This is a genomic window from Coriobacteriaceae bacterium, assembly GCA_025992855.1.
Taxonomy (GTDB): domain Bacteria; phylum Actinomycetota; class Coriobacteriia; order Coriobacteriales; family Coriobacteriaceae; genus Collinsella.
Genome location: DAJPGB010000001.1, coordinates 1,162,603 through 1,176,881, shown reverse-complemented (window position 1 = coordinate 1,176,881; position 14,279 = coordinate 1,162,603). Strand labels below are relative to the sequence as shown.

Genomic DNA, 14,279 nt, shown 5'->3' with positions numbered 1-14,279 from the left:
ACGGGGTAGAAATCGTAGATTGCTAGCCCCCGGCGGGCATGGCGCTACAATGGTCACTCACACGAAACGTACCCAACGAAAGGAAGCCCGTGAAGGTCATCATCTATACCGACGGCTCGGCCCGATCAAATCCGGGACGCGGCGGCTACGGCGCCGTACTCAAATACACCAACCCCGCCGGCAAGACCTTCACCTCCGAGCTTTCACGCGGCTACGCCAAGACCACCAACAACCGCATGGAACTCATGGCGGTCATCGTGGCGCTCGAGGCGCTCAACCGCCCCTGCGAGGTCGAGGTCCATTCCGATTCGCAGTACGTCGTCAACGCCTTTAACAAGCACTGGATCGACGGCTGGAAAAAGCGCGGGTGGAAAACTGCCAACAAGCAGCCCGTTAAGAACCGTGACCTGTGGGAGCGCCTGCTTGCCGCAAAGAGCAAGCATAAGGTGGAGTTCATCTGGGTTAAGGGCCACGCCGGCCACGAGCTCAACGAGCGCTGCGATGAGCTCGCCACCACGGCGGCCGACGGCAGCAACCTCGATATCGACACCGGCTTTAACGAGAGCGACCTGTAATAGCGTTTTCGCGCGGCTTTATATCCCCACGCGCTACACTCATCCTGTAGACCAAACAACGCAAGGGGGACGTATGCTGCGCATCGCGACCATCGGCACATCCATGATCACCGACGACTTTATCCAAGTCGTCAACGCCAACGACCAAGCCGCGTTTGTGGGCACGCTCTCGCGCGATGCCGAGCGCGGCGCCGCCTTTACCGCCGAACACGGCGGCGAGCGTAACTTCACCGCACTTGACGAGCTTGCGTCCGCCGTCGACGTCGACGCCGTCTATATCGGCAGCCCTAACGCACTTCACCACGAGCAGGCCCTTGCCTGCATCGCCGGTGGCAAGCATGTCATCGTCGAGAAACCCTTCTGCGCCACCGAAGCGCAGGCGCTGGAAGTCTTCCGCGCTGCCGAAGCAGCAGGTGTCGTGGCCCTCGAGGCCATGCGCCCGCTCCATGACCCCGCTTTCCACGCCGTCGAGGACGCCCTGGGCGAGATTGCGCCCATTCGTCGCGCCTCACTGCGCTTTGGCAAGTATTCTTCGCGCTACAACGAGGTTCTCGCGGGGCGCGCCACCAATATCTTCGACTGCCACATGGCCTCGGGCTCCCTCATGGACATTGGCGTCTACACCGTCGAGCCCATGGTCGAGATTTTCGGCATGCCCTCCGGCCTTACGAGCATGACTACTCTGCTCGACCCCACCACGCGACAGCTCACGCACGGCCCCATCGACGGCTGCGGTTCCATCCTCGCCAGCTACGGCGGTGGCCGCATCTCCGTCGAGCTCGCGCACTCCAAAATTACGAATGACCTGCTGCCCTCGCAGATAGAAGGCGAGCGTGGCACTATCCAGATCGACCATCTGTCCACGCCCCGCAACGTCCGCATCGACTATCGCGGCGACGTCGTACGCGGCTCGGCGACCGAGGCACCGCGCGAACAGGGCGAGAACGGCCGCGTGCTCGACCTGCCCAAATCGAGCAACACTATGGAATACGAACTCACAGACTTTATCACCGCCATCGGCGGCATCGATAACGTTAAGGAAGAAATTTGGGAGACCCCGGCAGGACGCCACGAGCTTGGCCACTACCGCGATGTCACGCTCGTCTCACTGCGTATCATGGATGCCGTGCGCCGGCAGGCCGGCATTACCTTCCCGGCCGACGCAGGCAAGCAGGCATAGCGATGGGCCTCTTCGATACGTTCTTCTCCAGCGTCACCGGCGGCAGTCGAGAGCCTCAAAAACCATCAAACGTCGAGCTCGAGCTGCGCCGCAGGCTTACCGTACTCGCAAGCGACGAGGCCACTCAAGACACTCCCCTGCGCTATTTCCTGCATTGGACAGGGCAGGTCCAAGGCGTTGGCTTTCGCTTTACCAACACCAACCTCGCTCAGGCACGCGCGCTCACCGGCTGGGTGCGCAATATGGAAGACGGCTCAGTCGAGATGGAAATACAGGGGGCGCCGGCAAACATCCTGTCTCAGCTCGAGGCGCTTCATGCCTCCTACGAGCGCATGGGGACGCGCTTTCGCCTCAAAGATGCCCAGGCGCGAGCCCCGCTTGCCGATGAAGACGGTTTCAATCCTCGTTATTAGTATTGTGTGCTAAATACGGTATCATTTATCTACGAACCGTTGATAGAGAAGAGGCGAGGCGCATGGCGGTGCAAAGAAGAAATACCAAGCAGCGAAAGCTGGTTCTCGACGCCGTGCGCCAAAGCTATAACCATCCCACCGCCGATGAGATCTACAACGTCGTGCGCGAGCAGGATGACAAAATCAGCCGCGGCACGGTCTACCGCAACCTCAACCTCCTGGCCGATGCCGGCGAGATCCTCTCCATCAAGACGCCGGGCGGCAGCCGCTTCGATCGTACCGTCGAGCCTCATGCGCACATCATCTGCACCTCGTGCAGCCGCGTCATCGACGTACCGCTCCCCTTCGATGCCCAGCTCGACGCTAAGGCGTCCGAGCAAATCGGTTGGCACGTCACGTCGCACTACACCATCTTCGAGGGTCTCTGTCCCGACTGCCGGTAGCCTTTGGGACATGCCTGCAAATCTACTTGCCCATCCGCTACAGCAAACAGTACATTTCTAGGCATGTCCCAAATATCTACTCGGCGAGCAGGCGACGCAGCTCCTCTTCGACCGTGCGTACGTAACGGACGCGGTCGTTGATGCCACGCATAGAGGGATTGCAGCTCTCCATTAGATAGGGATGGCCCACTACGTTGAGCATGTCGCGGTCGTTTTCGTTATCGCCAAACGCCATCATCTCATCGGGCGAAATTCCCAGGGCACGACCGTAATCGGCAAGCGCGGAACCCTTACCCGAATCAAAGCCGATAAAGTCCGTCCACTCGGTTCCCGACGTCATCACGTCGACACAGTCGCTAAAGTGGCGCTCGAAATACTCCAGCGCCGCCGGCTGCTCTGCCTCGGGCGTCTGGAAGGCAATCTTAATGACGTCCTCGTCGATGTCCTCGGGACGGTCGACCACCGCCACATCGCAGTGGACCTCATAACGCAGGTGTTCAACAAACGCGTCGTTGCCGCTCATGGTGTAGAGGCGCCCCTCACACGAAAGGGTCACGTCGGCATGGGGATACGCAACCACGGCATTCGCGATATCCATAGCAAGGCAACGCTCCATGGAACGCTTGACAACGGCACGCCCCTCGCTCATCACCAGGGCTCCGTTTTCGCATACGTAGGCGAGCTCATCGGCCACCGGGGCAAACAGGTAGCGCAAGCTCGCATATTGACGGCCGCTCGCCGGCATAAACACGATACCGCGACGATGCAGCTCATCGATAAGCTCAAAGGCCTCGGAACGCGGCTCGCGCTCCCCCGGATGCAGCAACGTGCCGTCCAAATCGCATGCAATCAGCTTGATTCCCTCAAGACCCATATGCTTTCCCCCAAAGCCTCTTATCAACAGCAAGACGGACTTTGATTGGTCGCCCCTCAAAGCCCGTCTTGCGCATACGCGCACTTAGCCGCGCGTCTTTTTTACGATGGCAAAGTCGGGAGCTATGCTCACGACGACCTCCGCCGTACTCGATGCAAAGCGCCGGTCCGCATCGAGTTCACGGGTAACCACCGAGAGCCGAACACCCTCGACGCCCCGGAGCATGCGGCCCAAAACAGGCTGCACCGGCGTATACATGCGCACGGTATGCTCGTCCGAATCGCCTCGGAAAAGCGGCGCGTGCATATTGCCGATCTCCCAGCACGCATGCGCGAGCGCAATCGGATCCGTGCGGTCGACTTCGACCAAATAAACCTCGGCGCTGCGCAGGCGCACGACAACCGCCACGGGCACCATGCCCGAACGGTCGATGGCGAGCACGTCGCCATCGGCAAGACGACCGCCGTCGGCAGCATCCAGCCGAACATCGATCGTGCGCCCCAGCTCCGTCACGCCCGCAAACGCGCATACATCAGCCCGGTCCCAATCGAACAGTAGCTCGTCAACTTCAAAGACGCCGCCCAACTTCCGGCGAAGCAGGAGTTCATAGGACGGATCGTTGAGATTTCCCAAGCATGTCGTCGAAACCAAGCGTTCAGGCATACTCTAACCCTCGACCTCGACGAGCTCGATATCAAAGTTGAGGTCCTTGCCGGCCAGCTCGTGGTTGGCGTCGAGCGTCACAGCCTCGGGCGTCACGTCAATGACGACGGCGGGGACGGGCATACCGCTCGGCGTGGACAGGAAGAGCTTCATGCCCTTCTCGATCTGCTCGATGTTGGGAACCTGCTCGGCCGGGAAGGTCAGAACCATCTCGGGATTGTGCTCGCCGTAGGCATCGGCAGCAGGAATGTGCACGGTCTTCTTCTCGCCCACCTGCATGTCGACAACAGCGGCGTCGAAGCCCTTGATCATCTGACCGGCACCGCAGGTGAACTCCAGCGGCTCGCCGCGATCGTAGGAGCTATCGAACTGCGTGCCGTCGTCGAGCGTGCCGCGATAATGGGTCTTGACCTTCTTGCCCTGGTTGGACATGGTAACCTCCGTGATAAGGGCGGCGCACAACGCAGGCCGCCGTGAACATATGGCGCTAACTATACCCTAGTCATACAATTCAATGACAGTTTGCAAAGAAACGCTGCAACCGGAGGAACCATGGCATATCCCGTATTTGACCTACACTGCGACACCGCCGACCGCATCGGCTGGGCCACGCTCGATCTCGACCTGCGCTTTACCGCCGGCACCGACGGTTATTTCCCCGGCGACGAAACGCATCCGCAAGATTTCGACCTCATCGAGGGCAACGCCTGCGCCATCTCGCTCGCAAAGATCGGCAACACGCCGTGGGCACAGTGCTTCGCCACGTTTGTCCCCGACGAGATTCCCACCGCCCACGCCGCGCGCTTCCAGGCGCAAATCATGGCGCATATGAGCGGCCAGGCAATGCTCAACCACGACCGCATGGTCAACGTACGCAGCGCCGCAGACATTCGCCCTGCGCTCAAAGACGGCAAGGTCGCTTGCATCCACACCATCGAAAACGCCACGTTCTTTGCCGAGGACCCCGCGCTGATCGAGGTGCTCAAGAGCCTGGGCGTGCTTATGTCGTCACTCAGCTGGAACGCGCAGGGACCGCTCGCGAGCGGCCACGACACCCACGCCGGCCTCACCGCCGCCGGTATCGAGGCGCTTACGCAGATGGAGCACGCCGGCATGGTGCTCGACGTTTCCCACCTCAACGATGAGTGCTTTGACGAGGTTGTCGCCCACGCCACGCGCCCCTTCGTTGCCAGCCACTCCAACTCCCGCGCGGTTTGCGGCGTCAAGCGCAACCTCACCGACGACCAGTTCCGCACCATTCGCGACATGGGCGGTATCGTCGGCCTCAACTACTGCAGCGAGTTCCTATCCAACGACGCAACCGACAAGACCGCCGCAGACGTCACCTTCGACCAGCTAGCGGCACATATCGAGCACTGGCTCGACCTGGGCGGCGAGGACGTCATCGCGCTCGGCGGCGACTGGGACGGCGCCACGGTGCCTGCTTTCCTCTCCGATGCCAGCAAGATGCCCGAGTTCCAGAACATGCTTTCCAAGCATTTTGGCAAGACCGTGATGCAGAAGCTCTGCAGCGACAACGCGCTTGCCTTCTTTGAGCGTTATTAATTTCACATCCCTTGAGCGGGCCGGCATGCCGAACGGTCGACATGCCGGCCCGTCCCCAATCTGAAGGACCGCTTTTGACGCAGCAGTTTACGATTTCTGTATCCCGACCGGATGGGACGCCCATCTCCGTCGTCGTTACCAAAAAACGCGTCAAAAACTTCAACCTACGCGTCACATCGAGCGGCGAGGTCCACGCCAGCGCACCGCTCGGCGCCAGCCGCGAGCATATCGAAGCGTTTGTGAAGCGCAACAGCGCCTGGATTATCAGCCGACTTGCCCAGCGCGAGCAACGTCAGACGACGGCACAGGAGTCGCTCAGCCCCTCGTCCATCATTGCACTTTGGGGCAAGCCCATCACGGTACAGGATGCACTCGACCACAACTTTGATCCCCCCGCACCGCGGCCCAAACAAGCCACGTTCGCAAGCTTTATGGGTACCGATGAATCGGACGAAGGCCCGCAGGCCAAGCGGCACGCAATCCTCGACGGCCTAACGTCCGACGAGCTCCAAGCCCACATCGACCAGCTCTACGCGTCCGAGGTCACCGCAGCGCTACGCGACATCGTGCACGCGTACGAAATCGCAATGGGCGTCACCGTGGCCCGCGTCTCCGTGCGCAGCATGAAAACGCGTTGGGGCTCCTGCACACCCAAAACCGGCGCCATTCGCATCGCGCGCGAGCTCGCCGCCTACCCTGTCGAATGCCTCGACATGGTTGTCGCCCACGAGCTCGTCCACTTGCTCGAGCCAAGCCACAATCAGCGGTTTCACGCCCTGCTCGACACGTACTGCCCCAACAATAGAGCCCTGTCGCAGCGGCTCAAGCAGCCACCCCTCAACAAGCTCTAGCGTCGACTAGCGCACGCGCTCGATCTCGACACCGCAGCTTGCCAGGGGAAGACCGACGGGCGCCCAAGGCTTATCGAGCTTGATGCGCACACCAAGCAGCGAGGGATAACGGCGCAGCAGCATCTGGGCCGTACCCTCAGCCGCCGCCTCGATGAGCTTAAACGTATGCTCGCGCAGATAGCCATCGACATCGTGGCACACCGAGCCGTAGTCAATCGAGGCGTCCAGGTTATCGTGCTCCCCCGCAGCGCGCAGGTCGGCATAGAGCACCAAGGACACGATGAACTTCTGGCCCAGCGCGTTCTCCTCGGGATACACACCATGGTTGGCAAAAACCTCAAGCCCGTCAATGACAATACGGTCGGCATGGCGCAGATCGTCATAGCTCACGTGGGGCACCGCCGTTGCGGTGGATATTTCGCCCCTGCCACGGCGGGCGAGCTCGGCGCCTTCAGTCTTGGTTGCATTCTCGGGCAGCTTTTTGTTACTCATCGCGATCGTCTCCTTCGTTTAGAACCCCGACCGCGCAAACTAACTACACGCGAATCGACAGGTTCTTTTTATCATCGCTCCAGTTGCAAGCATTGCGCGCGGGGCATGCGAAGCAGGCGCGCGAGGCCTTGTCGGCCGCATAGAGCAGACGCTCAAGCGGTTGGCTGTTCACGCGCAGCTTTCGATGGCCCAGAATGGCCGTCTTAATGGCTGCGGCATCGGCCGGCTCAAACGCCACGTCATCGGGCATGCCGCCGAGAATTGCATCAGCGACGCGCTCGCTTGCAACATCATGGGATATACCCGATTCATACTGTTCATCTTTGCCGATATCGTGAAGAAGTGCCGTGGCGTAGACAACCTCGCGGTCAAATTCGAGCTGCTCCTCGAGATTCTTGATCCACATAATGCGAGCGACATCGAGCAGATGGTCAATACCGTGGCGGCAGAAGATGCGCCCCGATTCCAACTGTGCAATGTTGCCCAGGTGCCGCCGGAAAAGCCCGTTGGCACAAATGTAATCAACGCGAGGCATGGCACCAAAGGGGGCCAGGCCCGAAGCCATAAAGCCGCGACGCGACGTCCCCTCATCGGTCTTCGATGTAAAGTCGTTGACGACCCTCATGCTAACGGCCCAGCATCCTAAAGAACCGCTCCTCGAGCGCGGGATCGGTCTCAAAGACGCCGCGGCGAGTGAGCGTCACGGTCTTGGTGCCGGGCTTTTGCACGCCGCGCATGGTCATGCACATATGCTCAGCCTCCATGAGCACAATCGCTCCCTGGGGAGCGAGATAATCCATGAGGGCGTCGGCAACCTGCGCACACAGCTGCTCCTGCAGCTGCAGACGACGGGCATAGACTTCAACCGTGCGAGCGAGCTTAGACAGACCCGCCACGCGACCGTTAGGGATATAGCCGATCGCAGCCTTGCCATAAAACGGCAGCAGATGATGCTCGCACAGCGAGTAAAACGTGATGTCGCGCTCGATAACCAAGTCGTTCGAGGCGACGGCAAAGGTTTTGGACAGGTGCTCCTCGGCACTCTGGTCCATACCGCCGGCGATCTCACCATACATACGGGCAACGCGCGCCGGGGTCTCCAGCAGGCCCTCACGAGTTGGGTCCTCGCCTATGCCCTCAAGCAACAGCTTAATGGCGGCCTCGACTTTTTCCTGATCGACCATCTGGGCCTCACTTTTCCGATTTCACGTTCGCGCTATGGTACCACGCTCTTCGGCATCGACCACAAGCTACATAGTATGGGTCGAATAGACCGGATCATCACGCCAAAGTTCAACCGCATCACAAAGCGTAACGCCCTCACGCTCGGCACGGGCACGCGTGGCGTTCATATCAATCACGCGCTGGTTACTCGAGCCCCTAAAGCGCAATGAGATATCGTACAGATCCTGAACAAACGGGCCATCCACCAACATATCGAGGCAGGCAAGGATACGGTCCGTCGCCTCGGTATGGTGGCGACCGCCCGGCATAAGCTCCTCGAGCACGTCGCCGGTAAAACACCAAATGGTCTTTCCTGACCCCGCAGGATACGCGGCACGAACGCGCTCGACAAACTCAACGAGTCCCGCCTGATTCTCAGGTTCCATAGGCTCGCCGCCCAGAATCGTCAGGCCGTCAATAAAGGGATGATCGAGGCTCTCGATAATCTTGTCCTCGACGGCACGATCGAACGGCTCGCCCGCAGCAAAGTCCCACGCGACAGAGTTAAAGCAGTTCTTGCACCCACGACGGCACCCGCTCACAAACAGAGAAGTACGAACACCTTCCCCATCAGCAATGTCGAAATACTTAATGTTCGCGTAGTTCATAGGTAACTCTCCCGGGAGGCCGGGACATATCATCCCGTCCTCAAACATTCTCGGCCTGCGGCCTGCGAAACTGCGGGCGGGACGATATGTCCCGGCCTCATGCAAAGGGTAACTCAATGAACGAAGCGAACATCGAGCATAGGGTTCGAGATCTAATAAAAACTGGGTTGCGGCTCAACCGCCATCGCAAGTAAATCGCAGCTGCAGCTCGAATTATCTCCGCTAAGAACTTCGAGGAGTGAGCAGACCGCATGCCGCATCTCAGCTACGTCAACTTGGCCGCCCCGTAGCGAGGCCCCGGACCTTTGCTCGATATGAGTTCCGCACGAACAGGAGGCGCCAGTGGCGCCTCCGTCGTGAGCCAGGACTGTCCGAAATAGCGAGTAAAGGTCCGGGGCCTCGCTACGGGGCGGCCTGGGATGGTTATTAGAGATGCAGCACGCGGTCGCGGATCTCCTCGGTTCGGCCCTGGTTCCAGAACTGGGTACCGATGTAGCCGCACGTGCGACGGGCAACATTCATCTTCTCCTGATCGCGGTTGCCGCAGTTGGGGCACTCCCACACCAGTTTGCCATCATCCTCGACAATCTTGATCTCGCCGTCGTAGCCGCACACCTGGCAGTAGTCGCTCTTGGTGTTGAGCTCGGCGTACATGATGTTGTCGTAGATGTACTGCATCACGCGAATGACAGCCTTGAGGTTGTCCTGCATGTTGGGAACCTCGACGTAGGAGATGGCACCGCCCGGCGAAAGCTGCTGGAACATACCCTCGAACTTGAGCTTATCGAAAGCATCAATCTCCTCAGACACATGGACGTGGTAGCTGTTGGTGATGTAGCCCTTGTCCGTCACGCCCGGGATGATGCCAAAACGACGCTGCAGGCACTTGGCGAACTTGTAGGTCGTCGACTCAAGCGGGGTACCGTACAGCGAGAAGTCAATATCGCTTTCGGCCTTCCACTCGGCGCACTTGTCGTTCATGCGCTGCATGACGGCCATGGCAAAGGGCGTGCCCTCCTTCTCGGTGTGGCTGTGGCCCGTCATATACTTGACGCACTCATACAGGCCGGCATAACCCAGACTAATGGTGGAGTAACCGCCCACGAGCAGCTTGTCGATCGTCTCGCCCTTCTTCAGACGGGCGAGAGCACCGTACTGCCAAAGAATCGGTGCGGCATCCGAAAGCGTACCCATCAGACGCTCATGACGGCACAGCAGGGCGCGGTGGCACAGCTCAAGGCGCTCGTCGAAGATCTTCCAGAACTTGTCCATGTCCTGATGCGAGCTCAGGGCGACATCGGGCAGGTTGATGGTCACAACGCCCTGGTTAAAGCGACCGTAGTACTTGGGCTTGTTTGGGTCATAGTTCAGCGCGTTGGCCACGTTGTTAAATCCGTTACCGGAGCGGTCGGGCGTCAGGAAGCTGCGACAACCCATGCAGGTATAGCAGTCGCCGTTGCCCGCGGTCTCGCCCTTCGACAGCTTGAGCTCGCGCATCTTCTTCTCGGAGATGTAATCGGGCACCATGCGCTTTGCGGTGCACTTGGCGGCCAACTGCGTCAGGTAGAAGTACGGCGAGTCCTCGCGGACGTTATCGTCCTCGAGCACATAGATGAGCTTGGGGAACGCCGGGGTGATCCACACGCCGGCCTCGTTCTTAACGCCCTCGTAGCGCTGGCGAAGCGTCTCCTCCACAATCATGGCGAGGTCGTGCTTCTCTTGGGCGGAGCGCGCCTCGTTCAGGTACATGAAGACCGTCACGAACGGCGCCTGTCCGTTGGTGGTCATAAGGGTGACGACCTGGTACTGAATCGTCTGGACGCCGCGGCGAATCTCATCGCGCAGACGGTCCTCGACAACCTCGCGCACCTTCTCGGCAGACGCAGAGACGCCGAGCTCCTCGAGCTCACGGGCAACCTCTCCGCGAATTTTCTGACGGCTTACCTCGACAAACGGAGCAAGATGCGTCAGAGAGATGGACTGGCCGCCGTACTGGGAGGAAGCGACCTGAGCGATAATCTGCGTAGCAATGTTGCAGGCCGTCGAGAAGCTATGGGGCTTTTCGATCAGCGTGCCCGAGATAACGGTGCCGTTCTGGAGCATGTCCTCCAGGTTCACCAAATCGCAATTGTGCATGTGCTGGGCAAAGTAATCAGAATCGTGGAAGTGAATGAGACCCTCGTTATGGGCATCCACGATATCCTGGGGCAGCAGCACGCGCTGGGTCAGGTCCTTGGAGATCTCGCCGGCCATGTAGTCACGCTGGACGGAATTGACGGTCGGGTTCTTATTGGAGTTCTCCTGTTTGACCTCTTCGTTGTTGCACTCGATGAGCGACAGGATCTTGTCGTCGGTCGTGTTCTTCTGGCGCTTCAGGCTCTGAACATAACGGTAGATAATGTAGTGACGGGCGACCTCGTAGCAGTCGAGACGCATAATCTCGTCCTCGACCAGGTCCTGGATCTCCTCGACCGAAACGGTATGGCCGGCGTTCTCGCATGCCTCGGCGACGTTTTGCGCCGCGTAAATCACCTGACGGTCGGTAAGGCGAAAGCCCTCCTGGACCTCCAAGTTGGCGGCGCGGATCGCATTGACGATCTTATCGATGTCAAAGGTAACCTCGGTACCGCTGCGCTTGATGATCTTCATCCTCTTGCCTCTCCTTTGCCTCTTTCGCGTCATGGCCTCATTGCGCTTTAGAGCCAAACGATGCCCGACAGAGCTTGCCCCTGCCTTGCGGCGCCGCTGCGCAATCTGTGTTCTCGATAACCATAAGTCTTCATGCGGACAATCTTCATAGCCGATCAGGCGGCCCAAAGGTCTATCCGAATGAGGTAAGTAGGGTTCTCGTTCTCTGTCCGCCATCTATCATACGACAAAGATGCATCTATATCCTGTATTCTTTTTTTAGGTCAAACACAACATATAGTGTTTCAGCAGGTCAAAGCAATTGGTCAATTTGCAGACGCATTAAAAACGAGGGGGTTCTTGGTAGCCTGCTAAACCATTACCAACTCGGCTACCTGCATGGCAGTTTTGAAACACCCTTGGTCAAGTTGCCGACAAATCCTACCAAAACCAAGCCGTTCGCGCCAAAAGAATCCAAAAGATTATGCTTGACCAACATGTTGCGGTCACGATCGGCCAGGACGTATGCAATCTGCCGGCACCTCTACGGGATGCGAAGACCATCGCGTACAGACCTTGGATCAATATTTGGTGGCTTATATTGGCGGCGTGCTTGGTGGCAAAACAAAACAGCCCAGAGGACATAGCCTCTGAGCTGCGATCATTTGGTGGGCGTTAGAAGATTTGAACTTCTGACCTCTTCCGTGTCAGGGAAGCGCTCTCCCCCTGAGCTAAACGCCCAAATGGAGCGGACAACGGGGCTCGAACCCGCGACCCCAACCTTGGCAAGGTTGTGCTCTACCAACTGAGCCATGTCCGCTTACGAGGATTAATCTTACGTGATGCCCGCATCCTATGCAAGAACTTTTTTTGAAAAGTTTTGCGACGCTCTCGCGAGGGCATCAGTCGTCACGAAAGGCGTGGACAAACGCAGGCTCGCAGCGAGATGCCCCTACATCTCACCGAGCATGATCCAGGCAGAGCTGTCCTGTGCGAGCCTGCCGTCTGCAAGCGGTGATGAGGTGAGCAGGACCCTGCCCGCCGGCAGCTCCACGGGTGCTGCACCGAAGTTCGTCACACACGCCCAGCCGTTATCGCGGCGATAGGCGATGACGCCGCCCTCAGCGCCCTCGGCACCATCCGCAAGACCGGTGCGCCCGTCAAGATCGAGCCACGCAAGATCGTTGGCGCACCCGCGCAGCTTGCGCCGCAGCCAGAGGGCGTCACGATAGAGCGCAAGCATCGATGTCGGGTCCACTTCTTCCCTATCGGCAGCATAATCGGAAAACCATGCAGGCTGCGGCAGATGGGGCGCCGCATCGGCGTCTGCCGGCGAAAACCCAAACGATCCGCCATGCGCGGGATCGTCCGCCGCCGCCCACGGCAGGGGCACACGACAGCCGTCGCGCCCCTTCTCACGCTTCGGTCCGTGCGTATTGGTCGCAGTAGGGTCTTCGAGTGCAGCCCACGGGATATCAGCCACCTCAAAAAGGCCGAGCTCCTCACCCTGATACACGTATGCCGAGCCCGGAAGCGACAGTTCAAGCAAAAGGGCCGCCCGCGCGCGGCGCTCGCCAAGTTCACGGTCCTCGTCATAAGACGACCCGTCGCGTAAGAGCCAGTCGAGCGCAATCTGGTGGTAGCGCGTCGCCTTGATTTGCGGCAGGGCATAGCGTGTCGCCACGCGCGGCACGTCGTGGTTGGAGAGTACCCAGGTCGAGGCGGAATCGGATTCGACGGCTGCCTTCAAGCCCTTCTCGATTGCAGTGTGCATGTCATCATAGGTCCAAGTGGCCTTGGCAAACTCAAAGTTGAATGTCTGGCCAAGCTCGCTGGGACGCGCGTAGAGATACTGGCGCTCGGGCAGCACCCACGCCTCGGCAACGGCACTGCGCGGCGGATTATAGCGGTCGAACACGCGGCGCCACTCGCGATAGATCTCGTGGACCTCATTGCGGTCCCACAGCGGATGGGTGCCGTCGTCAACCATGTCATCGCCCTCGGCGAGATGCCACCGGTCGAGGTCATCGCGGTCGAGATCCTTGGCGAGACCCTGCGCCACATCAATGCGAAAGCCGTCGACGCCTCGATCGCTCCAAAACGCCAGGACGTCGCAAAAGAGCGCGTGAACCTCAGGACATGACCAGTCAAAGTCCGGCTGCTCGGGCGTAAACATGTGCAGATACCACTGACCGTCCGCAACACGCGTCCAGGCGGGGCCGCCAAAGTTGGCATTCCAATTGGTGGGAGGCAGCTCGCCATGCTCGCCGCAACCATCGCGGAAGATATAACGGGCGCGCTCGGGAGAACCGGGGCCGGCGGCAAGAGCGGCTTTGAACCAGGGGTGCTGGTTGGATGAATGGTTGGGCACGATGTCGACGATGACCTTGATGCCGCGCGCGTGAGCCGCAGCGATCATGTCGTCGAAGTCGTCAAGCGAGCCGAGACGTGGGTCGACATCGCAGTAGTCCGCCACGTCATAGCCACCATCGACAAGAGGCGATGGGTAAAACGGGCTCAGCCAGATGGCCTCGATACCCAGCCGCTCAAGATAGTCCATCTTCTGGGTAATGCCCGCGATATCGCCCAGACCCGAACCAGTCGAATCCTTAAACGAGCGCGGGTAGATCTGATAGATCGCAGCGTCGGACATCCATGAGCGCAAAGAGGACTTTTCTGTAGCCATGTGATGAGTCTCCCTTGCAACGAGGTTTTGCTAGATGCCCACGATGATACGCCCAAAGCGGACATTCGCGACAAAC

Annotated in this window: 15 protein-coding genes and 2 tRNA genes; 6 read left to right on the top strand and 11 right to left on the bottom strand. The window is 59.5% G+C overall.

All coding sequences use genetic code 11. From position 1 onward, the window contains the following. Nucleotides 1-38: 38 nt before the first annotated feature. The 4 genes from rnhA to OIL88_04875 all read left to right on the top strand — a co-directional run bounded on the left by rnhA (nt 39) and on the right by OIL88_04875 (nt 2,611). Complete coding sequence (gene rnhA, locus OIL88_04890) at nt 39-575, top strand: ribonuclease HI (protein ID HJI71701.1); 537 nt, start codon at nt 39-41, stop codon at nt 573-575. 73 nt (nt 576-648) lie between these two features. Then, nucleotides 649-1,755: a Gfo/Idh/MocA family oxidoreductase gene (locus OIL88_04885; protein ID HJI71700.1), complete on the top strand. Its 1,107-nt coding sequence runs from the start codon at nt 649-651 to the stop codon at nt 1,753-1,755. Between the two features lie 2 nt (nt 1,756-1,757). Beyond that, nucleotides 1,758-2,168, top strand: coding sequence for an acylphosphatase (locus OIL88_04880; GenBank protein HJI71699.1), 411 nt, complete (start codon nt 1,758-1,760; stop codon nt 2,166-2,168). 62 nt (nt 2,169-2,230) lie between these two features. Next, nucleotides 2,231-2,611, top strand: a complete 381-nt coding sequence (locus OIL88_04875) for a transcriptional repressor (GenBank protein HJI71698.1) — start codon at nt 2,231-2,233, stop codon at nt 2,609-2,611. Nucleotides 2,612-2,687: 76 nt separating this feature from the next. Here OIL88_04875 and OIL88_04870 read toward each other — a convergent pair whose 3' ends face one another. The 3 genes from OIL88_04870 to OIL88_04860 all read right to left on the bottom strand — a co-directional run bounded on the left by OIL88_04870 (nt 2,688) and on the right by OIL88_04860 (nt 4,580). After that, entirely contained in the window at nt 2,688-3,485 is a 798-nt protein-coding gene (locus OIL88_04870) for an HAD family hydrolase (protein HJI71697.1), read from the bottom strand. Nucleotides 3,486-3,569: 84 nt separating this feature from the next. Beyond that, a complete protein-coding gene (locus OIL88_04865) occupies nt 3,570-4,148 on the bottom strand; it encodes a hypothetical protein (protein HJI71696.1) in 579 nt (192 codons plus the stop codon). Between the two features lie 3 nt (nt 4,149-4,151). Then, a complete protein-coding gene (locus OIL88_04860) occupies nt 4,152-4,580 on the bottom strand; it encodes a peptidylprolyl isomerase (GenBank protein HJI71695.1) in 429 nt (142 codons plus the stop codon). 120 nt (nt 4,581-4,700) lie between these two features. On the opposite strand from OIL88_04860, the gene OIL88_04855 reads away from it, so the two are divergent. Continuing rightward, nucleotides 4,701-5,714 (top strand): membrane dipeptidase, encoded by a 1,014-nt coding sequence (locus tag OIL88_04855; GenBank protein HJI71694.1) that lies wholly within the window; start codon nt 4,701-4,703, stop codon nt 5,712-5,714. 74 nt (nt 5,715-5,788) lie between these two features. Beyond that, nucleotides 5,789-6,565, top strand: a complete 777-nt coding sequence (locus tag OIL88_04850; protein HJI71693.1) for a M48 family metallopeptidase — start codon at nt 5,789-5,791, stop codon at nt 6,563-6,565. Nucleotides 6,566-6,571: 6 nt separating this feature from the next. Here the strand turns inward: OIL88_04850 and folB are convergent, their stop codons facing one another. The 8 genes from folB to OIL88_04810 all read right to left on the bottom strand — a co-directional run bounded on the left by folB (nt 6,572) and on the right by OIL88_04810 (nt 14,203). Continuing rightward, nucleotides 6,572-7,057: a dihydroneopterin aldolase gene (folB, locus tag OIL88_04845; GenBank protein HJI71692.1), complete on the bottom strand. Its 486-nt coding sequence runs from the start codon at nt 7,055-7,057 to the stop codon at nt 6,572-6,574. A 43-nt stretch (nt 7,058-7,100) separates the two neighbouring features. Further along, complete coding sequence (locus OIL88_04840; protein ID HJI71691.1) at nt 7,101-7,682, bottom strand: HD domain-containing protein; 582 nt, start codon at nt 7,680-7,682, stop codon at nt 7,101-7,103. A 1-nt stretch (nt 7,683) separates the two neighbouring features. Beyond that, on the bottom strand, nt 7,684-8,241 hold the full coding sequence (gene folE / locus OIL88_04835; protein ID HJI71690.1) for a GTP cyclohydrolase I FolE: 558 nt from the start codon (nt 8,239-8,241) through the stop codon (nt 7,684-7,686). Between the two features lie 66 nt (nt 8,242-8,307). Continuing rightward, a complete protein-coding gene (gene nrdG, locus OIL88_04830) occupies nt 8,308-8,889 on the bottom strand; it encodes an anaerobic ribonucleoside-triphosphate reductase activating protein (protein ID HJI71689.1) in 582 nt (193 codons plus the stop codon). Between the two features lie 426 nt (nt 8,890-9,315). Then, complete coding sequence (gene nrdD, locus OIL88_04825) at nt 9,316-11,538, bottom strand: anaerobic ribonucleoside-triphosphate reductase (protein HJI71688.1); 2,223 nt, start codon at nt 11,536-11,538, stop codon at nt 9,316-9,318. Nucleotides 11,539-12,183: 645 nt separating this feature from the next. Beyond that, nucleotides 12,184-12,258: transfer RNA gene (locus OIL88_04820), tRNA-Val, on the bottom strand. A gap of 3 nt (nt 12,259-12,261) precedes the next feature. Next, nucleotides 12,262-12,337: transfer RNA gene (locus OIL88_04815), tRNA-Gly, on the bottom strand. A 132-nt stretch (nt 12,338-12,469) separates the two neighbouring features. Next, entirely contained in the window at nt 12,470-14,203 is a 1,734-nt protein-coding gene (locus OIL88_04810; GenBank protein ID HJI71687.1) for a glycoside hydrolase family 13 protein, read from the bottom strand. Nucleotides 14,204-14,279 lie beyond the last annotated feature (76 nt).